The sequence below is a fragment of the Streptomyces sp. NBC_01267 genome (assembly GCF_036241575.1).
Taxonomy (GTDB): domain Bacteria; phylum Actinomycetota; class Actinomycetes; order Streptomycetales; family Streptomycetaceae; genus Streptomyces.
Genome location: NZ_CP108455.1, coordinates 1,599,326 through 1,622,010 on the forward strand (window position 1 = coordinate 1,599,326; position 22,685 = coordinate 1,622,010).

The window sequence follows — 22,685 nt, forward strand, 5'->3', positions numbered from 1 at the left end:
TCCACCCGAGGAGCAATCCATGCGAAGCCAGAGCCGACGGAGGTCACGCACGCTGCTCGCGCGGGCCGCCGCGGGGACGCTGCTCATCAGCCTGGTCCCCGGTTGCTGGACCGGCGCGGGAGGAGCCGGGTCCGGCGCCAACGGCGCCAACGGCGCCATCAACGTACTGATGGTCAACAACCCGCAGATGACCGAGTTGCAGAAGCTCACCGCCACGCACTTCACCCGCGAGACCGGCATCCGGGTCAACTTCACGGTCCTGCCCGAGAACGACGTACGCGACAAGATCAGCCAGGACTTCGCCAACCAGGCCGGCCAGTACGACGTCGCGACCCTGAGCAACTACGAGATCCCGATCTACGCGAGGAACGGGTGGCTGCACGACCTGGGACCGTACGCGTCCGCGGACCGGACGTTCGACCAGCAGGACATCCTCCCCGCGCTGCGCCAGTCCCTCACCGGCGACGACAAGAAGCTCTACGGCGAACCCTTCTACGGCGAGTCCTCCTTCCTCATGTACCGCAAGGACGTCTTCGCGAAGAAGGGGCTGACCATGCCGCCCCACCCCACCTGGACCCAGGTCGCCGATCTGGCGGCGCGGGCCGACGGGGCGCAGCCGGGGATGAAGGGCATCTGCCTGCGCGGACTGCCCGGCTGGGGCGAACTGATCGCCCCGCTGACCACGGTCGTCAACACCTTCGGCGGCACCTGGTTCGACAAGGACTGGAAGGCGCGCCTCGACTCCCCCGCGTTCGAGCAGGCCGTCGAGTTCTATGTCCGGCTGGTGCGCGAGCACGGTGAGTCGGGGGCGGCGCAGTCCGGGTTCGCGGAGTGCCTCAACGACCTCACCCAGTCCAGGACCGCGATGTGGTACGACGCGACATCGGCCGCCGGTTCGCTGGAGTCGGCGTCGTCCCCGGTCAAGGGCAAGATCGGATACGTGCCCGCGCCGGTCGAGAAGACGGACAGTTCCGGCTGGCTCTACACCTGGGCCTGGGGCATCCAGAAGACGGCCCACCACCCCGACAACGCCTGGAAGTTCATCTCCTGGGCCTCCGGCAAGGGGTACGAGGAACTGGTCGGCAAGGAGAGCGGCTGGTCCGACGCCCCGGCCGGGAAGCGCGCGTCGACCTATGCCGACCCCGCCTACCGCAAGGCGTCCGCCGCCTTCGGGGACGTCACCCTCGCCGCCATCCGGAGCGCCAGGCCGAACGACCCGGGGGTGCAGCCGAGGCCCGCGCCCGGCATCCAGTTCGTGGGGATCCCGGAGTTCACCGATCTCGGCACCAAGGTCTCCCAGGAGATCAGTGCGGCCATCGCCGGACGCCGGTCCGTCGGTTCGGCCCTCGCCGCGTCCCAGCGGCTGGCCGCGAAGATCGCGAAGGAGTACGAGGGACGATGACCGCGACAGCCGCTCCCCCCGCGCCCCGCCTGTTACCCCCGTCCGGCGGCCGGCTCCGCGCCTGGGCCACCCGCGCCCCGCTGCTCCCGGCGCTGATCTTCATGGTCGTGGTCACCCAACTGCCCTTCGTGGCCACGGTGGTGATCTCCTTCTTCAACTGGAACGCCCTCTACCCCGAGGCCAGACACTTCACCGGCTTCGCCAACTACTCCGATGTGCTCACCGACCCGGATCTGCGCAGGTCGGTCCTCACCACGGTGCTGCTGACGGCGGCGGTGGTGCTCGTCAGCCTGGTGCTCGGGCTCGTCCTGGCGCTGCTGCTGGACCGCAGCTTCAAGGGCCGGGGCCTGGTCCGTACGCTGCTGATCACACCGTTCCTGCTGGTCCCGGTGGCGGCGGCGCTGCTGTGGAAGCACGTGCTCTACAACCCGGAGTACGGGCTCTTCAACGGGCTGCTGCACTGGGTGGGCGGCGGTGGAGCACCCCAGCCCGACTGGATCTCCCGCACCCCACTGCTCGCGGTCGAGGCGGCGCTGGTCTGGCAGTGGACGCCGTTCATGATGCTGATCCTGCTGGCCGGACTGCAGAGCCGCTCCCCGGAGCTGATCGAGGCGGCCCGGATCGACGGGGCGGGCAGCTGGCAGATCTTCCGTCATCTGACACTGCCCCACCTGCGGCGGTACCTCGAACTGGGCGCACTGCTCGGCTCGATCTACATCGTGCAGAACTTCGACGCCGTCTTCACGATCACCTCGGGCGGGCTGGGCACCGCGAACCTGCCCTACACCGTCTACCAGGCCTTCTACCAGGCACACGAGAACGGACTCGCGTCCGCCGCCGGTGTGCTGGTCGTCATCGGCACGATCATCGTCGCGACCTTCGCGCTCCGCGTGGTCTCGTCCCTCTTCAACGAGGAGGCATCCCGAGCATGAAGTCCCCGCACTCCACAGGGCCGAAGGGCGCCGCCCGCACCGGAGGCGCCGCGCTGGGGCTGCTGGCCTGGCTGGCCGGGATCCTCTTCTTCCTCCCGGTCGCCTGGATGGCGCTGACCTCCTTCCACTCCGAGGCGGACGCGGCCACCAACCCACCGTCGCTCGCCGCCTCCCTCACCCTCGACGGCTACCGCGACTTCTTCGGCGCGGGCGGCGGCGCGACCCCCTGGCCCGCACTGACCAACTCGGCCGTGGCATCGGTGGTTTCGACGCTGTGCGTGCTGCTGCTCGCGATGCCCGCGGCGTACGCGCTGTCCATCCGGCCGGTGAAGAAGTGGACGGACGTGCTGTTCTTCTTCCTCTCCACGAAGATGCTGCCGGTGGTGGCCGGTCTGCTGCCGATCTACCTGTTCGCGAAGAACACCGGGATGCTCGACAACATCTGGATGCTGGTCATCCTCTACACCTCGATGAATCTGCCGATCGCGGTGTGGATGATGCAGTCCTTCCTCGCGGAGGTACCGGTCGCCGTCATCGAGGCCGCACGGGTCGACGGTGCCCGGCTGCCGGTGATCCTCACCCGGATCGTCGCCCCGATCTCCGCGCCCGGTATCGCGGCCACCGCGCTGATCTGCTTCATCTTCAGCTGGAACGAACTGCTCTTCGCCCGGGTGCTCACCGGTGTGGTCGCCCAGACCGCGCCCGTGTTCCTGACCGGGTTCATCACCAGCCAGGGACTGTTCCTGGCGAAGGTGTGCGCCGCGTCGCTCGTCGTCTCCCTGCCGGTGCTCGCCGCGGGGTTCGCCGCCCAGGACAAGCTGGTCCAGGGCCTCTCACTGGGAGCCGTGAAATGAAGGCCGCCATCATCGAATCCGTCGGCAAGGTCGGGTACGGGGAGGTGCCGGACCCCACTCCGGGACCGCGCGACGTGGTGGTGGAGGTGGCCGCCTGCGGGCTGTGCGGTACCGATCTGCACATCCTGCAGGGCGAGTTCGCGCCCACGCTGCCGGTGGTGCCCGGCCACGAGTTCGCCGGCACGGTCGTGGCCGTCGGCGCCGAGGTCACGTCGCCGGCGGCCGGTGACCGGGTGGCCGTCGACCCTTCCCTGTACTGCTTCGAGTGCCGCTACTGCCGTCTCGGCCACAACAACATGTGCGAGAAGTGGGCGGCGATCGGGGTGACCACGGCGGGCGGCGCGGCCGAGTACGCGGTGGCGCCCGCAGCCAACTGCGTCAGGCTGCCCGACCATGTGCGTACCGAGGACGCGGCGCTCGTCGAACCGCTGTCCTGCGCGGTGCGCGGCTACGACGTACTGAACAGCAGGCTCGGCTCCCATGTGCTGATCTACGGCTCGGGGACCATGGGGCTGATGATGCTGGAGCTGGCCAAGCGGACGGGTGCGGCGAGCGTGGACATCGTCGACATCAACGCGGAGCGGCTCACCACCGCCCGGAAGCTGGGCTGCTCGGCGGCGGCCGGGGGCGCGGACGAACTGGACCGGGCACCGCAGGGCTGGGACGTCGTCATCGATGCCACGGGGAACGCCGCGGCGATCCAGGACGGTCTGGGGCGGGTGGCGAAGGCCGGTACGTATCTGCAGTTCGGCGTCGCCGACTACGCGGCACGGGCCACCATCGACCCGTACCGGATCTACAACCAGGAGATCACCATCACCGGTTCGATGGCGGTGCTGCACAGTTACGAGCGGGCGGCCGAGCTGTTCGCCGCGGGGGTGCTGGACCCGGAGGTCTTCATCAGCGACCGGCTGCCGCTGGCGAGCTACCCGGCGGCGCTGGACCGGTTCAGGGCGGGACTGGGCCGGAAGATCGTCGTACTGCCCGGACGCTGACCGGTAGCGAAAAAGGTTCAAGGAACTGTAAAGCCCCGTCGCTCGTTCCTCCGGACATGACCGCAATGACCCCTGGCTCGAACATCCCGCTCACGGCCTCCCGTATCGCGGTGGACGTGACCGCTCCGGTGCGGCTCGACGTGTCGGGCCTGCTGCTCACCGCCGACGGCAAGGTCCGCTCCGACGACGACTTCATCTTCTACAACCAGCCGTCCGGCCCGGGGGTGAGCCACCGCTCGGGCGGTGGCTCGGCGCCGGACGCGATCGTGGTGGACACGGACGCCGTTCCCGCGGGCATCGAGAAGATCATCGTCACCGCGAGCCCCGACGCGGCGGGCCAGACCTTCCAGGGCATCGAGCCCACGGCCACCGTCCGCGGGGCGGACGACGGCAGCACGCTGGCCTCCTTCACCCCGCCCCGGCTGGGCACGGAGACCGCTCTGGTCATCGTGGAGATCTACCTGCGCAACGGCGCGTGGAAGGTGCGCGCGGTCGGACAGGGGTATGCGGACGGGCTGGCGGGCATCGCCACGGACTTCGGCGTATCGGTCGAGGAGCCCGAGGCAGCCCCCGCCCCGGCGGTGGCTGCTCCGCCCGCACCGCAGATGCCGCCCGCACCGCCTGCACCGCCGGTCCCGCCGGTGGACCCGAGGATCGCCGCGGCCCCGGTGGCCGCCCCCGCGCCGCCTCCGGCCGCACCCGCGGCCACCGGCCGGATCAACCTCGACAAGGGCCGGGTCAGTCTCCAGAAGAACCAGACGGTGTCGCTGGTCAAGGCCGGCAAGCCGCTCCTGTCGAAGGTCAAGATGGGCCTCGGCTGGGAGCCCGCGTTCCGTGGCAAGGACATCGACCTCGACGCCTCGGTCATGGCCTTCGGTCCGCAGCGCAACCACCTGGACAGCTGCTACTTCGGCAAGCTCTCGATCCTCGACGGCGCGGTCAAGCACTCCGGCGACAACCTCACGGGCGAGGGCGCGGGCGACGACGAGGTGATCGTGGTCGACCTCGGCAAGATCCCCGCCGAGGCGACGGCCTTGTTCTTCACGGTCAACTCCTTCACCGGCCAGAAGTTCACCGAGGTGGCCAAGGCCTACTGCCGCCTGATCGACGCGCAGACCGACGAGGAACTGGTCCGCTTCGACCTGACCGGCACCGAGCCGCAGACGGGCGTGCTGATGGCCAAGCTGATCAGGCAGTTCTCCGGGGAGTGGGAGATGACCGCGGTGGGCGACTTCGTGAAGTCCCGCACGGTCCGCGGGATGGTCAAACCGGCAGCTCAGGCACTGTAGGACCGGGCGGAGCGCCGCGGAGGCCGGGGCCGCGCCGCTCCGGCCCCCGCTTCCGCGCCGCACGGGATCACTGCCGGTACCCGTTCAGGAAGCGGCCGATGCGGCTGATCGCCGCGTCGAGGTCGTCGGCGTACGGGAGGGTCAGGATCCGGAAGTGGTCGGGGCGCGGCCAGTTGAAGCCGGTGCCCTGGACGACCTGGATCTTCTCCCGGAGCAGCAGGTCCAGTACGAACTTCTCGTCGTCGTGGATCTTGTGGACCTTCGGGTCGAGGCGCGGGAACGCGTACAGCGCGCCCTTCGGCTTCACACAGGACACGCCCGGGATCTCGTTGAGCTTCTCCCACGCCGTGTCGCGCTGTTCGTACAGCCTGCCCCCCGGGACCGTCAGGTCACGGATGGACTGACGGCCGCCCAGCGCGGCCTGAATGGCGTACTGCGCGGGAGCGTTGGGGCACAGCCGCATGGAGGCGAGCATCGTCAGCCCCTCCAGGTAGCTCTTCGCGTGCTGCTTCGGCCCGGTGACGACCAGCCAGCCGGAGCGGAAGCCCGCGACGCGGTAGGACTTCGACAGACCGCTGAAGGTCAGGACGACCAGATCGGGCGCGAGGGCCGCCGCGCTGTGGTGGACGGCGTCGTCGTAGACGATCTGGTCGTAGATCTCGTCGGCGAAGACCATCAGCCCGTGGCGGCGGGCGAGATCGAGCATGCCCTCGATGATCTCCCGCGGATAGACCGCCCCGGTGGGGTTGTTGGGGTTGATGATCACCAGGGCCTTCGTGCGGTCGGTGATCTTCGACGCCATGTCGTCGAGGTCCGGGTACCAGTCCGCGGACTCGTCGCACATGTAGTGCACGGCCTTGCCGCCGGCCAGCGTGGTGACGGCCGTCCAGAGCGGGAAGTCGGGTGCGGGGATGAGGACTTCGTCCCCGTCCTCCAGCAGCGCCTGGACCGCCATCGAGATGAGTTCGGAGACCCCGTTGCCGAGGAAGATGTCGTCGACGGAGACCTCGGCGAGCCCGAGCGCCTGGTAGCGCTGGGCGACGGCGCGGCGGGCGGAGAGGATCCCCCTGGAGTCGGTGTACCCGTGGGCCTGGGGCAGCATCCTGATCATGTCCTGGACGATCCCCTCCGGCGCCTCGAAGCCGAAGAGCGCGGGGTTACCGGTGTTCAGGCGCAGCACGCTGTGGCCTGCCTCCTCCAGCGCGTTGGCGTGTTCGATCACCGGGCCCCGGATCTCGTAGCAGACCTCACTCAATTTGTTCGACTGGCGGAACTCCATGCCGTGACCCTCCCAGGTCTCACTTGCTTCACTTGGTTTTACCAAGTCACAGCTTGGAAAGTCCAACTTCTTGTCTAGACTGCGTCGCATGCCACGCCGAAGTTACGACCAGTACTGCGCCGCCGCCCGTGCTCTCGACGCCGTCGGGGACCGGTGGACCCTGCTGATCGTCCGCGAACTCCTGGCGGGCCCCCGCCGCTACACCGACCTCCACGCCGATCTGCCGGGCGTCAGTACGGACGTACTCGCCTCACGGCTGAAGGACATGGAGCGCGAGGAGCTGGCGACCCGCCGCCGACTGCCGCCGCCCGGCGCCGCGACCGTGTACGAACTCACCGCACGGGGGCGCGAGTTGCTGCCGGTGCTCACCGCACTGGCCGACTGGGGCACCCCCGCGCTGACCGAACGGCGGCCGACCGACGCGCTGCGGGCGCACTGGTTCGCCGTCCCGCTGGTGCGGCACCTGGACGGCCTGGGCGCCGGAGTGGTCGAAGTCCACCTGGACGAAGGGGTGTTCCATGTGCGCACCGACGGCGGCGAACCCCTCTACGGCGACGGCCCCGCCGACCGCCCCGACGCCCGGCTCACCCTCGACGCCGACACCTGCATCGCGATCAGCGGGGGCGGGCTCTCGCTGACCGACGCGGTACGCGACGGACGCGTCCGGCTGGACATGCTCCAGCCCGTGCGACCGCCGCTCGGAACCGGCCCGGAGTGAGCTGGATCGCACCGCCCGCAGGCAACCCCACAGGCTCGAACTCGGTCTCCACAGAGAGGTGTTAGCCCTGGCAGGCGACGTGACACCCGGCACACGTGACCGATACCACGCCCCTTCGCGGAACACGTGACCGACACCACGCGCAAATGAGGGTTCACTGTCAGTGGCAGGCCGTAGCCTTGTTCGCATGCCCACCACTTCTTCCGCCTCCGAGGCCAACGACGCCATCCGCAGGCTCGTCGACGCCCAGCCGGCGGACGGCGAGTGGCCGTCGGAGGACTACGAGATCCTGCTCGTGGAGTGGGCCGCCGCCATACAGGGCGGGATCGAGCCCGCGGCCTGAGCGGGGCGGGAATCCCCGAGCGCTCCCCGGATCCCTGCCCGGCTCACTCGACGCCGGGCAGCGGGTCCTGGTCCACCTCGTGGCGGCGGGACCGGATCTCCGGCCGCGCGGGATGCAGTTTCGCGTCACAGGCCGGGCCCAGTCCGGTGCGCCGCGAGGCGCGGCCCGTCAGCGCCCTGCCGCACATCCGGCAGAGCACCGGGCGGCGGCCCTCCTGCACGGTTTCGGGCAGCGGCTCCGGCTCTTCCTCGCTCATGCCACGTCACGCGGTCCCGCGTTGATCCCCTCCGTCATCAGCGCCAGATAGCGGCGGACCTCACCCGGCTCTCCCGTACCGAGTTCCGTCGCCGTGGCCACCGCATGCGTGAGCCGCAGCATCTCCGTGGTCCTCAGATCCGCGCGCACCGCGCCGGCCCGCTGCGCCGCGGCGAGGAGGTCGCCCGCAGTCTCCTTGAGGCGGCCACCGCAGTCCGAGATCACCGGTGAGGTGCCGTCGGTCATCGCCGCACCCAACAGCACCTTGAGACCGCGGAGATGAATCATCTGCTCGGCCAGCTTCTGCAGCCAGTCGGCCAGCGCGTCACCCGGCGCCCTCGCCGACGCGCCGAACTCGACGGCCTGGTCGGCGAGTTCGTCGATGCTCTCGACATAGACCCCTTCGAGCAGGTCCTGCCGGGTGGGGAAATGCCGGTAGAGCGTGCCCGATCCGACCCCCGCACGCTTCGCGATGTCGTCCAGGGACGCATCGGCTCCCCGCTCCGCGAAAGCGCGGGCCGCCTCCTTCAGAAGGCGTTCGTAATTGCGGCGCGCATCGGCCCGCATCGGCTTCGGCATCAGCTGCTCCTCGCGAACCGGGACGTCCCCCGCATCGTACCGAGCGTCGAACGGAGGAATCCCCTGCTTGTCCGCGGGCAGTGAGTGCCGGCTGTCCCGGCCGAGCCCGGCCGGAGGGTACGCCGCCGGGCTACTGGGGCCGATGTTGCTGCGGGGACTCGGGGTAGGTCTGGGCCTCATGCCGCTGAACGCGACGACCCTCACCGGAATCCAGCCACGCGAGGCAGGGTCGGCCGCCGGACTGCTCCGGACCCTGCGGTGGCTGAGCGGCGGCACACGCGGGCTGTCCGTCCTGGTGACGGTGTACGGAACGGCGACCCGGCATGCCACCGGGTCACCTCACACCGTGCTCGCCGAGGGCGCGACCAGCGCCTTCCTCGCGGGAGCATTGATCACTGTGTGTACGGTCCCGGTCGCCGCCCTCATGATCAAGGGCAGGCGCCCGGCCCGTAACTGACCGGTCCTCGCGGGGCTCAGAGCTTGGTCAGCTTGGCGTAAGGGCTGAGAATCCTCCCCTGACGCCCGGAGAAGTCGATGAGCACTGCGTCGTTGTCGCCCTCGATTCCGATGACTCTTCCGAGCCCGAACTGATCATGCGAAACCCGGTCTCCCACGTCGAAGATCTCGATCGGTGCGGCAGCTTGGGCCGGGCGGTTGAAGGGACTGGAGGGCAGGTGGCGCCGGGATCCGGCTGACTTAGTCATTGCTCTCAGTATGCGCCCGCGAGCCCCTCTCACGCCATGTCTGTCCCGCCGGCCGGCCTCCGGACACCGGATCACGGCGGCAGGACCAACGGTTCCGGCGGCACCGGGAGCCGTTGATCGCGAACGGGACGGCGGGTGTCCGGATATCCGCGTACGGCGCGGAAGGCGTACGCCCCATGGGATTCGGCCCGTGGGACCGGGCCCGTGGATTCGGCCCGCGGGACCGGGCTCGTGGGATGGAGCCCATGGCATTCGGCCCGTGGGATTCCCGACGTCCCCACGACGGCCGCCCGGTCCTCACCGACGGCCCTCCCCTGCCATGACACGTCATGGAGCCGTCCCGCGCCACCGGCGGGACGGCTCCCGCGGCTCTCAGGCCCGCGACCGCGCCTTGAAGGCCGCCTTGCGGGCGTCCTTCGCCGCCTTCTTGTCCGGGTGCAGCCTGCCCATCGCCTCCAGCACCTCGGCCGTCGCCGGGTGGTCCACCCGCCAGGCGGCATCGAAGAACCCGCTGTGCTGCCCGGTCAGTCCCTCGACGAGCCCCTGTAGCTCCTCGACCTCACCGTCCGCGTCCAGCTGTGCGGCGAGCGTGTCGATCGCCAGCCAGAAGATCATCGACTCCGGCGGCGCCGGCACGTCCACCGAGCCGCGCTCCGCGAGCCAGACCCGGGCCAGCCCGCCCAGTTCCGCGTCGTCGAGCACCGCACGCACCTCGTGCTCCGCGGCCTCGTCGGCCACCAGCGAGAGCGCCTGCTGACAGTGCAGCCGCCGCAGCGGCGCACCCTGGTCGACGCCCCGCGCCGCGACCAGCAACTCCCGTGCCGCGGTGGCCGGTTCGCGGCCGTTCAGCCACAGGACGGTCTCGGCACGGGCCGCCGTCTCCGGGAAGTGCCCGACGGCGTCGAGCAGCGCGCCCGCGTCCTTGTCCGCCAGTTCCCCGACCGCGGGCGCGTCGACACCGGCATCCAGCATCCGGGCACGGATCCCGTACAGACCGAGCGGGGTGAGCCGGACCATTCCGTACCGGGAGACGTCCTCCTCGTCGAGCGCGGGGTCCACGGCCTCCGGTTCCGCCGGATCCTCGGGCTCCTCCGCCATCAGCGCTTCGTCGACCGGCTGGTACTCGACGAGCCCGATCGGCTCCAGCAGCCGGAACTGGTCGTCGAGGCGCATCATCGCCTCGGACACCTGCTCCAGCACACCGTCCGTCGGCTCGCCCATGTCATCGGGAACGATCATCGAGGCGGCGAGCGCCGGCAGCGGCACGGGGGCGTCCGCCGGGCCGCTCTCCGCCACGGTGAGCAGATAGAGGTTCCCCAGGACACCGTCGAGGAAGTCGGCCTCCTCCTCCGGATCCCACTCCAGTTTGTCGAAGTCGATCTCGCCGTCCTCGCCCACCAGATCGGCGAAGTCGTCGAACTGCGGGGCGATCGCGTCGGCGTGCACGGTCTCCAGACCGTCCAGCCAGAGCGCGAGGATCTCCTGGGGGCTCCCGGAAGTGATCAGTTCCAGGTTCTCGCCGGGAGCGGCGGTTCCCTCACCGTCCTCCTCCCCCTCTGCCTCCTCGGGGTCCTCGATCTCGACAAGGCCGGTGTCGACGGCCAGGCGCCAGGCCTCGCTCGCCCAGGCTGCGCCGTCGTCGTCCGCCTCCAGGCCGAGCTCCCTGGCAGCCGCGGGCAGTTGCTCGTCGACGAGCTCGCCGCCGGCGCCGACGCGGGTGGCAGGTCCGGCCCAGCGGGCGAGCCGGACGGCGCGCGCGAAGAGCGGGGACGCCAGCGCGTCACGGGCGAGCTCCGCGTCGGAGTTCAGCCGCACCGGCGGCAGGGTGGGGCGGTCTCCGGACATCGGTGGTTCTCCTCGGGACTGAGGCCGACCGGCGCTGCGGGCACGGTCTTCGGGCATTCGGTTACTGCATTCGGTTCGGGCGCGCCCCAGCGTAGACGCATTTCGACCCATGCAGCCCGGTTCATGTACTCGTCAGGTTTCGTCCACCTGCCGACCCTTGACAACTCCCCTGCGCACGCAAGAGATTGACGCGCGTAGAACCTCGCTCTGCGCCTCCGTTCGACCCTCACCCCCGGAGTTCCGTCATGCCTGCTGTTCCCTCGTTCTCCGTCAACAGATCGACGGCCGTGGCGGCCGTGGTCACGGCCGCTCTCGCCGCCGGTCTGCTCGTCACCACCTCCGCGTCGGCCGACGCCGCCGGGGTCCGGATCCACGACATCCAGGGCACCACCCGCGTCTCCCCGCTGGCCGGGCAGGCGGTGGCCGATGTGCCCGGCATCGTGACGGGTGTCCGTACGTCCGGCTCCAAGGGCTTCTGGTTCCAGGACCCGCACCCCGACGCCGACCCCGCGACCAGCGAGGGCGTCTTCGTCTTCACCAGTTCCGCGCCGACCGTCGCCGTGGGCGACGCGGTGACGGTCTCCGCCACGGTCGACGAGTACGTTCCCGGCGGAGCCTCCTCCGGGAACCAGTCGGTCACCGAGCTCGGCAAGCCGACCGTGACCGTCGTCTCGCGCGGCAACGCGGTACCGGCGGCCGTGGTGATCGACTCCCGCTCGGTCCCCGGCGCCTTCGCCCCGGCCGGTGACAAGGCGGCCGGCGGCAGCATCAACGGCCTGACCCTGCGGCCGAAGAAGTACGCCCTCGACCTCTACGAGTCGCTGGAGGGCATGAACGTCCGCATCGGCACCTCGCGCGTGACCGGCGCCACCGACGCGTACCACGAGCTGTGGGTCACCGTGAAGCCGAACGAGCGCCCCACTCCGCGCGGCGGCACCCTCTACAACTCGTACACCTCGCAGAACACCGGGCGTCTGATGATCCAGTCGCTGGCCCCGGCCGCCGCCGGGGCCTTCCCGGTGGCGAACGTCGGGGACTCGCTGACCGGGACGACCGAGGGTCCGCTGGACTACAACCAGTACGCGGGCACGTACACGGTCGCCGCCCGCCAACTGGGCACCGTCAAGGCGGGCCGCACCGAGCCCGAGGTCACGCGCAAGCAGAAGAAGGACGAGCTGGCGGTCGCCACGTACAACGTGGAGAACCTGGACCCGACGGACCCGCAGAGCAAGTTCGACAAGCTCGCGGCCGGCATCGTCGACCACCTGGCGTCGCCCGACATCGTGGCGATCGAGGAGGTCCAGGACAACGACGGCGCCAAGAACGACGGTGTGGTCGCCGCCGATGTGACCGTCGGCAAGTTCATCGACGCGATCGTCGCGGCGGGCGGCCCCCGGTACGCATGGCGCTCCATCGACCCGGTGGACCTCGCCGACGGCGGTGAGCCCGGCGGCAACATCCGTCAGGGCTTCCTCTACAACCCGGACCGGGTCGGCTTCACCGACCGCGCGGGCGGCACCGCGACCAACGCGACCGATGTCGTGTCGAAGAGCGGCAAGCCGGCACTGACGTACTCCCCCGGCCGCATCGACCCGGCCGACCCGGCCTGGAACAACAGCCGCAAGCCGCTCGCCGGGGAGTTCACCTTCCGTGGCAAGCAGGTCTTCCTGGTCGCGAACCACTTCGGGTCGAAGGGCGGCGACCAGGCGCTGGACTCCCAGTACCAGCCGCCCACGCGCAGCTCCGAGACGGCCCGCCACGAGCAGGCCAAGGCCGTGAACTCCTTTGTGAAGAAGATCCGTTCGGTCCAGAAGAACGCGGAGGTCGTCGTGCTCGGCGACCTGAACGACTTCGAGTTCTCCGACACCGCGAAGATCCTCACCGACGGCAAGGTCCTGTCGGCGACGGCGTACTCACTGCCGAAGAACGAGCGCTACTCGTACGTCTACCAGGGCAACTCGCAGATACTCGACCAGATCCTGGTGAGCCCGGCGGTCAAGGACTACAACCTGGACATCGTCCACATCAACGCGGAGTTCGCGGACCAGAACAGCGACCACGACCCGAGCGTGATCCGCTTCCGCCCGTAGGTCCGTGGCCCGGCAGGCCCGTGGGCGCGTAGGCCCGTAGGCAGGCCGGACACGACCGGGCTCGGGGCGGAGTGCGGCGTTCCGCACTCCGCCCCGAGCCTCAAGTCTGCTCGGGATAAAGGCGTGGATGGCGATTCCCGGAGCGCGTGCGAAGATCTGGGTGGAATTATCCAGCTCCCGAATGCAGTGAGGGTGGGGGATGTGACGGTCGGCACGGAGTCAGGTCAAGAGAGCGATGCGTCGGAGGCGCCGGAAGCGCCGGATCCGGGCAGGAAGAGCAAGCAGCGTTCCTTCTGGAAGGAGCTGCCCCTGCTCGTCGTCATCGCGCTGGTGCTCGCTCTGGTGATCAAGACCTTCCTGATGCAGGCGTTCTCCATCCCGTCGGACTCGATGCAGAACACCCTCCAGACGGGAGACCGGGTCCTGGTCGACAAGCTGACCCCGTGGTTCGGCGCGAAGCCCCAGCGCGGTGAGGTCGTCGTCTTCCATGACCCGGACGGCTGGCTGGCCGGTGAACCGGTCACCGAGCCCAACGCGGTCCAGAAGGGGCTCGGCTACATCGGGCTGATGCCGTCCGCCAACGAGAAGGACCTGATCAAGCGGGTCATCGGGGTCGGCGGCGACACCGTGGAGTGCAAGGGCACCGGTCCCGTCAAGGTGAACGGCAAGGCCCTCAAGGAGCCGTACGTCTTCCCCGGGAACACCGCGTGCAGCACCGACGGACCCGGCCAGTTCAAGATCAAGGTGCCCAAGGACCACATCTGGGTGATGGGCGACCACCGGCAGTTCTCGGCGGACTCCCGCTACCACCAGGACAAGCCGGGCGGCGGCGCCGTACCGGTGAAGGACGTGGTGGGACGCGCGGTGGTGGTCGCCTGGCCGATCACCCGTCTGAATGACCTGCCGGTCCCCTCCACCTTCGGCCAGTCGGGCATCAACACGGCGGCTGCCGCGGCGCCCGGCGCACTGGGCCTGATGGGCGCGGTACCGCTGGTGCTGTGGCGCAGGCGGCGGCGCCCGGAGGCAAGTCCGCCGGTCGCACCGTAGCCGTCTCCTCCTCCGGCCTTGTACGCCGGACGGCTCTGCCGAGTGGCCAGCCGCCGGGTCCCGCTGTCCAGTGGATCCGGCGGCCCTGTTTCGGGCAGGCCATGGGCGCTGCCGAAGGGCGGCCGAACCGGAGGAGCCTCAGATGAGGAAAAGCACCACCACAGCCGCCACCGTAGTGGTGGCCGGCCTGCTCGCTGCGGCGGTCAGCGGGTGCTCCAGCGGAGCCAAGTCGGAGGCGAGCGGCAGTGGCTCCTCGCCGTCGAGCACCGCGATGGCGTCGAACAGCGCCAGCGCGTCGAGCAGCCCCAGCTCGGCGAACATGCGGACGGTGATGACCAAGACCACCTCGCTCGGCAAGATCCTGGTCACCGGCCAGGACCGGACCCTGTACATCTTCGAGGCGGACAAGAACGGCAAGTCGACCTGCTCGGGCGCCTGCGCCAAGGCGTGGCCGCCGCTGCTCGTCACGGGCACGCCGAAGCTGGGCAGCGGGGTGGACAGCAAGCTGATCACCACGACCACCCGGAGCAACGGCGCCAAGCAGGTCAGCTACAAGAACCACCCGCTCTACCTGTTCGCGGGTGACCACAAGGCGGGCGAGATGAACGGCCAGGGCCTCACCCAGTTCGGCGCGAAGTGGTACGTCATCGACTCCGCGGGCAAGGTGGTCACCACCATGGCGAAGGCCAGCAGCTCGCCGTCCATGAGCAGCTCCCCTTCGATGAGCGGTTCGCCGAAGGCCAGCAGCAGCGCCGGCTACTGATCCGGCTGATCCCTGCACCACTGTTCAGCCCTGCTTCTGCTTCACCCGGAGAAGAACTAAGTAGACCTTCATTCTCCTTCGGGCGGAGACTGCCCGCATGACACCACCACGGCCCTTCGGGCGCGCCCTCTGCGCAATGATCACGCCGTTCACCACGGCCGGTGAGCTGGACCTGGAGGGCGCGCAAGGCCTCGGGCCTCTCGTTTGGGTCAGGCCGGGCTCGCGGGGTGTGGCACGCACGCTCGCCGCGTTGTCGTCAATCACCATGGCTCCGCCATACCTCAATCCTCCGCCTTGCGACCGCACGCACCACACCCCGCTCCCTGACCCGGCCTGACCCAAACGAGAGGCCTGGCAAACCAACTGGTCGGCGCGGGCTGCGACGGTCTCGTCCTCAGTGGCACGACCGGCGAGTCCCCGACGACCACCGACACCGAGAAGACCGCGCTGGTGCGGGCCGTGGCCGAGGCCGTCGGCGGCCGGGCGCACATCGTGGCGGGGGTGGGCAGCGCGTCCACCCGGCACACGGCCGCACTCGCACGGGCAGCCGAGAGCGCGGGGGCCGACGGCCTGCTGGTGGTGACGCCGTACTACAGCCGCCCGCCGCAGGAAGCGGTCGAGGCGCACTTCCGCGCGGTCACGGACGCCACCGGGCTGCCCGTGATGCTCTACGACATCCCCGGCCGCACCGGCACCCGGATCGGCACGGACACGCTGCTGCGCCTGGCGGAGCACCCCCGGATCGTCGCGGTGAAGGACTGCGCGTACGACCTGCTCGGCTCCACGAAGGTCATCTCCCGCACCGGGCTGGCCTACTACTCCGGCTGCGAGGAGCTGAATCTCCCGCTGTACGCGGTGGGCAGCGCGGGTTATGTGAGTACGGTCGCGAACGTGGCCCCGCGGCGGCTGCGGGCGGTCCTCGACGCGTACGACCTCCCCGACCCGGTGGAGGCCGCGCGGCTGAACCGGCTCGTCCTCCCGCTGGTCGAACTGATGATGAGCTCCGGGCTGCCGGGCACGGTGACCGCGAAGGCGCTGCTCGACGCCGTCGGGCTGCCTGCCGGGCCGGTCCGTGAACCACTGCAGCCCGCCGGCCGCGAGGCGGTCGACGGGCTGCGCGCGGCGTACGGGGAACTCCTCGACGCCTGGGCCCTGCCGGTCGGGTCCCGGTGAGACCGGTCAGTTGTGGCTGTGCAGGACCTCGTTGAGGCCGCCCCAGACCGCGTTGTTCGGACGGGCCTCCACGGTGCCGGTGACCGAGTTGCGGCGGAAGAGGATGTGGGAGGCGCCGGACAGCTCGCGGGCCTTGACGACCTGACCGTCGGGCATGGTCACCCGGGTGCCCGCGGTGACGTAGAGCCCGGCCTCGACGACGCACTCGTCGCCCAGCGCGATGCCGACGCCCGCCTCCGCGCCGACCAGGCAGCGCTCGCCGATGGTGATGCGGACGTTGCCGCCGCCGGAGAGCGTGCCCATGGTGGAGGCGCCGCCGCCGATGTCGGAGCCGTTGCCGACGACGACGCCCGCGGAGATCCGGCCCTCGACCATGGAGGTGCCGAGGGTGCCCGCGTTGAAGTTGACGAAGCCCTCGTGCATGACGGTGGTGCCCTCGGCGAGGTGCGCGCCGAGGCGGACCCGGTCGGCGTCGGCGATGCGTACACCCTTGGGTGCCACGTAGTCCGTCATCCGCGGGAACTTGTCGATGCTCGTCACCGCGAGGTGCAGGCCCTCGGCGCGGGCGTTCAGCCGTACCTTCTCGATGTCGTCGACCGCGACCGGGCCGAGCGAGGTCCAGGCGACGTTGGCGAGGTGCCCGAAGATGCCGTCCAGGCTCTGGCCGTGCGGCTGCACCAGGCGGTGCGAGAGCAGGTGGAGACGGAGGTAGGTGTCGTGCGCGTCCAGCGGCTTGTCGTCGAGCGAGGCGATGACCGTACGGACGGCGACGACCTCGACACCGCGGCGGGCGTCGGGCCCGATCGCCTTCGGAGCGGCCTCGCCCAGCAGTTCCGCGGCGCGCTCGGCCGAGAGCCGCTCGGTGCCCGCGGGGCCGGGTTCGGCGGTGAGTTCGGGCGCGGGGAACCAGGTGTCGAGAACGGTGCCGTCGGCGGTGATCGTGGCCAGTCCGGCGGCGACGGCGCCGGTGGAACGGGGGGAACTCTGCGAAAGCGTGTCGGTCATGACCGAAACCTAACCGGCCGGGCGGCGCACGGGCCAACCGGTCTCAGCGACCGGCCGCACCCTTCGAGTTCCGTTTGGGAACTCACCTGTGTCAGCATGTGTTCCCACGGCGATGACGGTCGACGGAGACCGGAACGGAGCGAGCCATGCCCCAGCGCACCCGGCTGGACGACGCCAACTGTGCGATCGCGCAGGCCCTGGACGTGGTGGGCGACTGGTGGACCCTGCTGATCGTGCGGGACACCGCACGCGGGGTGCACCGTTTCGACGCGCTCCAGCGGGAGCTCGGGATGTCCCGCAAGGTACTCACGGAGCGACTGCGGCTGCTGGTGGACGCGGGCGTGCTCGCCCGCGAGCCGTACCAGGACCGCCCGCCCCGGTACGAGTACCGGCTCACCGCCCGGGGCCGGGGCCTGCTCCCGGTGCTGGTCGCACTGCAGGACTGGGGGGACGCATGGGTCCTCGGGGAAGGAGAGACGATGGCCACCACGGACGAGCTGTCGAAGGAAGCCGAACGGGTGCGCGCGCTCGTCGGGACCCGCGTTCCGGAGCTGCTGCTCACCGGGTCCGACGGCGCCCCGCACGATCCGGTCGCCTCCGGCACCCCGTACACGGTCCTGTACTGCTTCCCGAGCGCGTACGCGCGGCGCGATGCCTATCCGCCCGGTTGGGCCGGGATCCCGGGGGCGTCCGGCTGCACCCTGGAGTCCTGCACGTACCGCGACCAGCTGGCGGAGTTCACCGCTGCCGGGGCGAGCGTGCACGGGGTCTCCGCGCAGCGTCCGGACGAGCAGCGGGCGTTCGCCGAGAAGGAAGGGCTGCGCTTCCCGCTGCTGTCGGACGCCGATCTGGCGCTGACGGCGGCGCTGCGGCTGCCGACGTTCCGGGCGGCCGGGGTCAGCAGACTGAAGCGGCTGACCCTGGTGGTGGACCGGGACCGCACGATCCGCGAGGCGCTGTACCCGATCACGGACATCGAGGCGAGCGTCCGGGCCGCGCTGGCGGCGGTCAGCCGATGACCCGGGCGAGTGCGGCCCGCACTTCCGCGGCGTCGAACTCCCTTTCCGTCAGCAGGAGTTGAATCAGCAGGCCGTCGATCAGGGCCACCAGGGCGCGGGCGGTCGCGGCGTCGCCGTCGACATGGCCCCGGACGACCTCCACCAGCTGGTCCAGCCACTCGGCGGCGACCGGCCGCAACGCCTCCCGCCGCAGCGCCGCGAGATACAGCTCGTACTCCAGCCGTACCCGGCTGCGGTCCCCCGCGACGAGCCGCCCCAGAAGTCCGGTGAGCCGGTCGGCGAGCGGGTCTCCCGGCTCGTCCAGCGCGCGGGCCCAGCCCTCGACCGCGGTCTGCGGTTCGCCGTTGACCTGACGCAGGGCGGCGACCAGCAGGTCGTCGAGGGTGGCGAAGTGGTACGTCGTCGAGCCCAGCGGCACATCGGCCTCCACCGCGACGGAACGGTGACTGAGCCCCGCGATGCCCTGCTCGCCCACCACCAGGATCGCCGCGTCGATGATGCGCCCCCGGCGGTCCGGATCGTAACGCCGGGCCATCAGTGGGACCCGCCGAGATTGAGCAGGACGACGCCGGCGATGACCAGAACGATGCCGCCGAGCTTCGCGGCGCTCATCGTCTCCCCCATGAAGAGCATGCCGATGGCGGCGATGGCGGCGGTACCGGTGCCCGCCCAGATCGCGTAGGCGGTCCCCACCGACATCGACTTGAGCACCTGCGCGAGCAGGACGAAGGCCAGCAGGTACCCGGCGGCCGTCCCCAACGACGGCCACAGCTTGCTGAATCCGTCGCTGTATTTCATGGCGGTGGTCCCGCCGACTTCCGCGGCGATGGCCGCGGCGAGCAGTACGTATGGCATGTGTACGACCGTACACATCAAGGACGGGCTACGGTGTGCCGTCCGGTACGAAAAATCCGGCACATGACAGACGACGACGGAGTGAGCGGTGGCACAGAATTCGGGGCAGGGCGGGGCGTACGGCGGCGCCCCCCACGGGGGACCTCCAGGGTGGGGCTACGGCTGGATACCCCCGCAGGCACCCAAACCCGGGGTGATACCGCTGCAGCCGTTGCAGGTCAGCGATGTCCTGAGCGGGGCGGTCTCCACTGTGGGCCGCTACTGGAAGCCGCTGCTCGGGATAGCGGCGACCCTGTACGGAGGCCTGGCGGTCCTGGTGGGAGCGGCCCTGGCGATCGGCTACGCCGCGCTCTCGGACCGCATCCACACCGTCTTCGACACATCGAGGTCGTCCGACATCGACTGGGGCGACGCCGGGCCGCTGGTGATCACCTTCGGCGCCGTCGTCCTGGTCGCCCTGCTGCTGCAGATGGTCTGCACGGGCATGATGTACGCGACGTGCGGGACCGTCCTCCAGGAAGCGGTACTGGGCCGGCCGACGACCTACCGGGCCGTCTGGCGCCGGGCCTGGTCCCGGGTCCCCTCGGTGATCGGCGCGCTGCTGCTCAGCGGACTGGCCGTCCTCGTCCCCGTGCTGCTGGTGGCCGGGGTGGCCGTCGGCCTGGTTTTCGCGGCGGCCAGTCAGCACAACACACCCCTGGCCATCACGGTGGGTGTCCTCGGCGGGGTGGCGCTGCTTCCGCTGGTGATCTGGCTGGGGGTGCTGTTCGGTCTGGCCCCGGCGGCCGTGGTGCTCGAACGCCAGGGGCCGGTCGGCGCACTGCGCCGGTCGGCCCGGCTGGTGCGCGGCGCCTGGTGGCGGACCTTCGGCATCACGCTGCTGGCCGGAGTGATCGGGGCCGCGCTGGCCTACTTCATCCAGCTCCCCTTCAACATCGCAGGCATGTTCAGCTCGTTGAGCGTGGATCTGGGCGCCCACCACTCCCCGAGCGACGCGCAGCTGTTCTCCAGTTTCCTGGGCTACACGGCGCTCGTACTGGTGGGCCAGTCCCTCAGCCAGATCTTCTCGACGACCTTCCCGCAGCTGGTGACCGGGCTGCTCTACGTCGACCGCCGGATCCGTAAGGAGAACCTGGCGCCGGCGCTCGTCGAGGCAGCAGCCGCGGACGTCACGGGTTCAGGCTGAACCAGGTGGCGCGGGACTTCTTCCACTCGTCGTGGGTGAGGTCCTTCGCCGCCGTCCCGTCCCCGTAGAGATCGGCCGACCCGTCGTCGGTGATCAGCTGGGCCCTGGCCCCCGCTGCGGACAGATCGGGTACGTCCACCACGGCCTCCCAGCCGCCCGGGTCGCTGGTCGGCAGGTCGACCCGCTTCACCGGGGCATGGCCGGCGACGCCGTCCCACGAGTAGAGGACGTACGGATCCTCGTTGTCGTCGGCCGCCCAGGACCCGGCCACGATCAGGTACTGGTCGGCCGCGTTCTTCCTGATGTCCCGGACGGAGAGACCGCCGAGGTCCAGTTCGATCGGCTCGCCGAAGGTGGCCTTCTTGCCGGTGACGACCTCGTCCATGTCGGTGACCGGCACGATCAGCGCCTTGCCGCCGCTCTTCGGCGGGACCAGCGGCGCCCGGAAGCCGAGGTAGGCGGTGGTGGTCGAGCCGGGGGCGAACTCCAGTCCCTCGATGTTGAATCCGTCGATCTGCTTGGGGACCTGGCCCTCCTCCGTACCGGCGGCGAAGCCCAGACGGTCGCCGTTCTTCCGGTCCCAGGCGACCAGGTCGTCACGGAGCTTCGGGTACGAGCCGGCCACCTTGAGCTCCGTCGCGGCGCCGGATCCGGTCACCCGGGTGGTGAAGATCCGGTTGCGGTCGGGCTTGTACTTCCCGTCCTTGTTGTTGCCCAGCGAACCGGTCCAGTAGATGGTGTCGCCGACCCGGGCCGCGGCCTCCATGTCGATCTCCTTGTCGGCGCCGAGCGCGCCGCTGACGTCCCAGCTCTTCACGGGCGCGCCGGAGACCGAACCGTCGTACAGCCGGAGGGTGTTGGACTCGTCGTCGGCCACCACCAGATAGCCGTCGCCGACGGACACGGCGGCCGAGGCGTCGGAGGAACCGGTGAAGTAGCGGGTGTCCGCGCTGTGTTGCACGGCCGCGGACGCCGCGTAGTGCAGGGTCCTGGTGGCGGTCTTGCCACCGAGACCGGTGACCTTGAGGGTGAGATCGGTGTAGCCCTGACCGTGGGCGGTGACCGTGACCCGCCGGGTGCCGCCGGTGCCGGTGACGGCGACATCACCCGTACCGGCGACGGAGGACTTGGAGCTGGCCGAGGCCGCCACGGTGAGCGCCGAGGCGTCCGCGCCGCTCTGGGCGACGGTGACCGTGACCGTGGGGTCGCCGGTCGCACCGACGGCGCCGGAGAGGTATCCGGCCGACAAGGAGAGCGTCGGCGTGCCGTAACTCGCGGCGTGCGCCGGGGCGTTGAGGCCTCCGAGGGCCAGGGAGAAGAGTCCGCTCGCGGCGGCGACTGCGGCTACGGTCCTGCGGCGGGACGGAAAAGCAGAGGACAGCACGGGGTCCCTCTCGTCGTGGGGGGTGTGTCGACGAGAAGGCTCCGGTCTCCCCGCCAACTACGAGCGGACACGCTACGTACGGCAGGCGAACACCGCAATACGGCCCCGGTGCGGGTGCACCGGGGCCGTATCGGGGACGAGCGGAGGTCAGACGTTGAAGCCGAGGGCGCGCAGCTGCTCGCGGCCGTCGTCCGTGATCTTGTCCGGGCCCCACGGCGGCATCCAGACCCAGTTGATCTTCAGCTCGTTGACAATGCCTTCGGTCGCCGACTTCGCCTGGTCCTCGATGACGTCGGTCAGCGGGCAGGCCGCGGACGTCAGCGTCATGTCGAGCGTCGCGATGTTCGCGTCGTCGATGTGAATGCCGTAGATCAGCCCGAGGTTGACGACGTCGATCCCCAGCTCGGGGTCGACGACGTCGTACAGCGCCTCACGGACCTCCTCCTCGGAGGCCGGCTTGATCGTGGCGGTCTCGTTCTCGCTCATGCGGTCTTCCCTTCGGACAGCGCCTGCGCCGTCGCGTCCTTCCACGCCATCCAACTCAGCAGCGCGCACTTGACGCGCGCCGGGTACTTCGAGACGCCGGCGAACGCGACCGCGTCCTCCAGCACCTCCTCCATCGCGTCGTCCGGCTCGATCTGGCCCCTGGACTGCATCAGTTCCAGGAAGGTCGCCTGGATCTTCTGCGCGTCGGCCAGTTCCTTGCCGACCAGCAGCTCGTTCATCACCGAGGCACTGGCCTGGCTGATGGAGCAGCCCTGCCCCTCGTACGACACGTCCGTGATGCGGTCGCCGTCGTACTTCACGCGCAGCGTGATCTCGTCGCCGCACGTCGGGTTGACATGGTGCACCTCGGCGTCGCCGTCACGAAGACCGCGCCCGTGCGGGTGCTTGTAGTGGTCCAGGATCACTTCCTGGTACATCGAATCCAGCTTCACGATCCAGTCCCTACCCGATGTGCTCGTCTG

At 70.1% G+C, this 22,685-nt stretch carries 26 protein-coding genes and 1 pseudogene; 15 read left to right on the plus strand and 12 right to left on the minus strand.

Annotated features, from left to right (window positions below):
• Positions 1 to 19 precede the first annotated feature (19 nt).
• From OG709_RS07430 to OG709_RS07450, 5 genes are read left to right on the plus strand one after another with little or no spacing between them, the layout of a single operon-like run.
• Entirely contained in the window at positions 20 to 1,402 is a 1,383-nt protein-coding gene (locus OG709_RS07430; protein ID WP_329165320.1) for an ABC transporter substrate-binding protein, read from the plus strand.
• A complete protein-coding gene (locus tag OG709_RS07435) occupies positions 1,399 to 2,334 on the plus strand; it encodes a carbohydrate ABC transporter permease (RefSeq protein ID WP_250303897.1) in 936 nt (311 codons plus the stop codon). Before OG709_RS07430 ends, OG709_RS07435 begins: the two co-directional genes overlap by 4 nt.
• Positions 2,331 to 3,188, plus strand: coding sequence for a carbohydrate ABC transporter permease (locus OG709_RS07440; protein ID WP_250303896.1), 858 nt, complete (start codon positions 2,331 to 2,333; stop codon positions 3,186 to 3,188). Before OG709_RS07435 ends, OG709_RS07440 begins: the two co-directional genes overlap by 4 nt.
• Complete coding sequence (locus OG709_RS07445) at positions 3,185 to 4,183, plus strand: zinc-dependent alcohol dehydrogenase family protein (protein ID WP_250303895.1); 999 nt, start codon at positions 3,185 to 3,187, stop codon at positions 4,181 to 4,183. Before OG709_RS07440 ends, OG709_RS07445 begins: the two co-directional genes overlap by 4 nt.
• A 56-nt stretch (positions 4,184 to 4,239) precedes the next feature.
• Positions 4,240 to 5,472 (plus strand): TerD family protein, encoded by a 1,233-nt coding sequence (locus OG709_RS07450; protein WP_329165321.1) that lies wholly within the window; start codon positions 4,240 to 4,242, stop codon positions 5,470 to 5,472.
• Between the two features lie 67 nt (positions 5,473 to 5,539).
• On the opposite strand, the gene OG709_RS07455 is transcribed toward OG709_RS07450, so the two are convergent.
• Positions 5,540 to 6,751: a pyridoxal phosphate-dependent aminotransferase gene (locus OG709_RS07455; protein ID WP_250303893.1), complete on the minus strand. Its 1,212-nt coding sequence runs from the start codon at positions 6,749 to 6,751 to the stop codon at positions 5,540 to 5,542.
• A gap of 88 nt (positions 6,752 to 6,839) precedes the next feature.
• On the opposite strand from OG709_RS07455, the gene OG709_RS07460 reads away from it, so the two are divergent.
• Positions 6,840 to 7,469 (plus strand): winged helix-turn-helix transcriptional regulator, encoded by a 630-nt coding sequence (locus tag OG709_RS07460; protein ID WP_329165325.1) that lies wholly within the window; start codon positions 6,840 to 6,842, stop codon positions 7,467 to 7,469.
• A 187-nt stretch (positions 7,470 to 7,656) separates the two neighbouring features.
• Complete coding sequence (locus OG709_RS07465; RefSeq protein ID WP_250303891.1) at positions 7,657 to 7,812, plus strand: hypothetical protein; 156 nt, start codon at positions 7,657 to 7,659, stop codon at positions 7,810 to 7,812.
• Positions 7,813 to 7,855: 43 nt separating this feature from the next.
• Here OG709_RS07465 and OG709_RS07470 read toward each other — a convergent pair whose 3' ends face one another.
• Both OG709_RS07470 and OG709_RS07475 read right to left on the minus strand, forming a co-directional pair.
• The gene (locus tag OG709_RS07470; protein WP_250303890.1) at positions 7,856 to 8,068 is read right to left on the minus strand and encodes a DUF6011 domain-containing protein; all 213 of its coding nucleotides are present in this window, start codon (positions 8,066 to 8,068) and stop codon (positions 7,856 to 7,858) included.
• The gene (locus tag OG709_RS07475; protein WP_329165328.1) at positions 8,065 to 8,646 is read right to left on the minus strand and encodes a TetR/AcrR family transcriptional regulator; all 582 of its coding nucleotides are present in this window, start codon (positions 8,644 to 8,646) and stop codon (positions 8,065 to 8,067) included. The genes OG709_RS07470 and OG709_RS07475 overlap by 4 nt, the downstream gene beginning before the upstream one ends.
• A 178-nt stretch (positions 8,647 to 8,824) precedes the next feature.
• On the opposite strand from OG709_RS07475, the gene OG709_RS07480 reads away from it, so the two are divergent.
• On the plus strand, positions 8,825 to 9,103 hold the full coding sequence (locus tag OG709_RS07480) for a hypothetical protein (RefSeq protein WP_308409502.1): 279 nt from the start codon (positions 8,825 to 8,827) through the stop codon (positions 9,101 to 9,103).
• A 16-nt stretch (positions 9,104 to 9,119) separates the two neighbouring features.
• Here the strand turns inward: OG709_RS07480 and OG709_RS07485 are convergent, their stop codons facing one another.
• Both OG709_RS07485 and OG709_RS07490 read right to left on the minus strand, forming a co-directional pair.
• A complete protein-coding gene (locus OG709_RS07485; RefSeq protein ID WP_164267523.1) occupies positions 9,120 to 9,350 on the minus strand; it encodes a CarD family transcriptional regulator in 231 nt (76 codons plus the stop codon).
• A 372-nt stretch (positions 9,351 to 9,722) separates the two neighbouring features.
• Positions 9,723 to 11,195, minus strand: a complete 1,473-nt coding sequence (locus OG709_RS07490) for a hypothetical protein (RefSeq protein ID WP_329165330.1) — start codon at positions 11,193 to 11,195, stop codon at positions 9,723 to 9,725.
• A 245-nt stretch (positions 11,196 to 11,440) separates the two neighbouring features.
• Between OG709_RS07490 and OG709_RS07495 the strand changes: the two genes are divergently transcribed.
• Together OG709_RS07495 and lepB are read left to right on the plus strand one after the other, a co-directional pair.
• Positions 11,441 to 13,285 (plus strand): endonuclease/exonuclease/phosphatase family protein, encoded by a 1,845-nt coding sequence (locus OG709_RS07495; RefSeq protein ID WP_329165332.1) that lies wholly within the window; start codon positions 11,441 to 11,443, stop codon positions 13,283 to 13,285.
• A 192-nt stretch (positions 13,286 to 13,477) separates the two neighbouring features.
• A complete protein-coding gene (lepB, locus tag OG709_RS07500) occupies positions 13,478 to 14,332 on the plus strand; it encodes a signal peptidase I (RefSeq protein ID WP_329165334.1) in 855 nt (284 codons plus the stop codon).
• A gap of 138 nt (positions 14,333 to 14,470) precedes the next feature.
• Here the strand turns inward: lepB and OG709_RS07505 are convergent, their stop codons facing one another.
• Positions 14,471 to 14,671 (minus strand): hypothetical protein, encoded by a 201-nt coding sequence (locus tag OG709_RS07505; RefSeq protein WP_250303864.1) that lies wholly within the window; start codon positions 14,669 to 14,671, stop codon positions 14,471 to 14,473.
• Between OG709_RS07505 and OG709_RS07510 the strand changes: the two genes are divergently transcribed.
• The 3 genes and pseudogenes from OG709_RS07510 (at position 14,664) to OG709_RS07520 (ending at position 16,268) form a co-directional block, all read left to right on the plus strand.
• Positions 14,664 to 15,095 (plus strand): COG4315 family predicted lipoprotein, encoded by a 432-nt coding sequence (locus OG709_RS07510; protein ID WP_250303863.1) that lies wholly within the window; start codon positions 14,664 to 14,666, stop codon positions 15,093 to 15,095. The two genes, OG709_RS07505 and OG709_RS07510, sit on opposite strands and share 8 nt — an antisense overlap.
• Before the next feature lie 97 nt (positions 15,096 to 15,192).
• A pseudogene (locus tag OG709_RS07515) lies at positions 15,193 to 15,282 on the plus strand (4-hydroxy-tetrahydrodipicolinate synthase); the annotation flags it as partial.
• A gap of 146 nt (positions 15,283 to 15,428) precedes the next feature.
• A complete protein-coding gene (locus tag OG709_RS07520) occupies positions 15,429 to 16,268 on the plus strand; it encodes a 4-hydroxy-tetrahydrodipicolinate synthase family protein (RefSeq protein ID WP_326695646.1) in 840 nt (279 codons plus the stop codon).
• 6 nt (positions 16,269 to 16,274) lie between these two features.
• Here OG709_RS07520 and dapD read toward each other — a convergent pair whose 3' ends face one another.
• The gene (gene dapD / locus OG709_RS07525) at positions 16,275 to 17,273 is read right to left on the minus strand and encodes a 2,3,4,5-tetrahydropyridine-2,6-dicarboxylate N-succinyltransferase (RefSeq protein WP_266643700.1); all 999 of its coding nucleotides are present in this window, start codon (positions 17,271 to 17,273) and stop codon (positions 16,275 to 16,277) included.
• A gap of 146 nt (positions 17,274 to 17,419) precedes the next feature.
• Between dapD and OG709_RS07530 the strand changes: the two genes are divergently transcribed.
• Positions 17,420 to 18,292: a winged helix-turn-helix transcriptional regulator gene (locus tag OG709_RS07530; RefSeq protein WP_250303861.1), complete on the plus strand. Its 873-nt coding sequence runs from the start codon at positions 17,420 to 17,422 to the stop codon at positions 18,290 to 18,292.
• Here the strand turns inward: OG709_RS07530 and OG709_RS07535 are convergent.
• The gene (locus tag OG709_RS07535; protein ID WP_326695102.1) at positions 18,282 to 18,827 is read right to left on the minus strand and encodes a TetR/AcrR family transcriptional regulator; all 546 of its coding nucleotides are present in this window, start codon (positions 18,825 to 18,827) and stop codon (positions 18,282 to 18,284) included. The genes OG709_RS07530 and OG709_RS07535 overlap by 11 nt on opposite strands.
• Entirely contained in the window at positions 18,827 to 19,147 is a 321-nt protein-coding gene (locus OG709_RS07540) for a DMT family transporter (protein ID WP_266643699.1), read from the minus strand. Before OG709_RS07540 ends, OG709_RS07535 begins: the two co-directional genes overlap by 1 nt.
• An 88-nt stretch (positions 19,148 to 19,235) precedes the next feature.
• Between OG709_RS07540 and OG709_RS07545 the strand changes: the two genes are divergently transcribed.
• A complete protein-coding gene (locus OG709_RS07545; protein ID WP_329165337.1) occupies positions 19,236 to 20,333 on the plus strand; it encodes a DUF7847 domain-containing protein in 1,098 nt (365 codons plus the stop codon).
• Here the strand turns inward: OG709_RS07545 and OG709_RS07550 are convergent.
• The 3 genes from OG709_RS07550 to sufU all read right to left on the minus strand — a co-directional run bounded on the left by OG709_RS07550 (position 20,317) and on the right by sufU (position 22,655).
• Entirely contained in the window at positions 20,317 to 21,717 is a 1,401-nt protein-coding gene (locus OG709_RS07550; protein WP_250303857.1) for a DUF3616 domain-containing protein, read from the minus strand. The genes OG709_RS07545 and OG709_RS07550 overlap by 17 nt on opposite strands.
• A 147-nt stretch (positions 21,718 to 21,864) precedes the next feature.
• Positions 21,865 to 22,203: a metal-sulfur cluster assembly factor gene (locus OG709_RS07555; protein WP_250303856.1), complete on the minus strand. Its 339-nt coding sequence runs from the start codon at positions 22,201 to 22,203 to the stop codon at positions 21,865 to 21,867.
• On the minus strand, positions 22,200 to 22,655 hold the full coding sequence (gene sufU, locus OG709_RS07560) for a Fe-S cluster assembly sulfur transfer protein SufU (protein WP_250303855.1): 456 nt from the start codon (positions 22,653 to 22,655) through the stop codon (positions 22,200 to 22,202). Before sufU ends, OG709_RS07555 begins: the two co-directional genes overlap by 4 nt.
• Between the last annotated feature and the right edge of the window lie 30 nt (positions 22,656 to 22,685).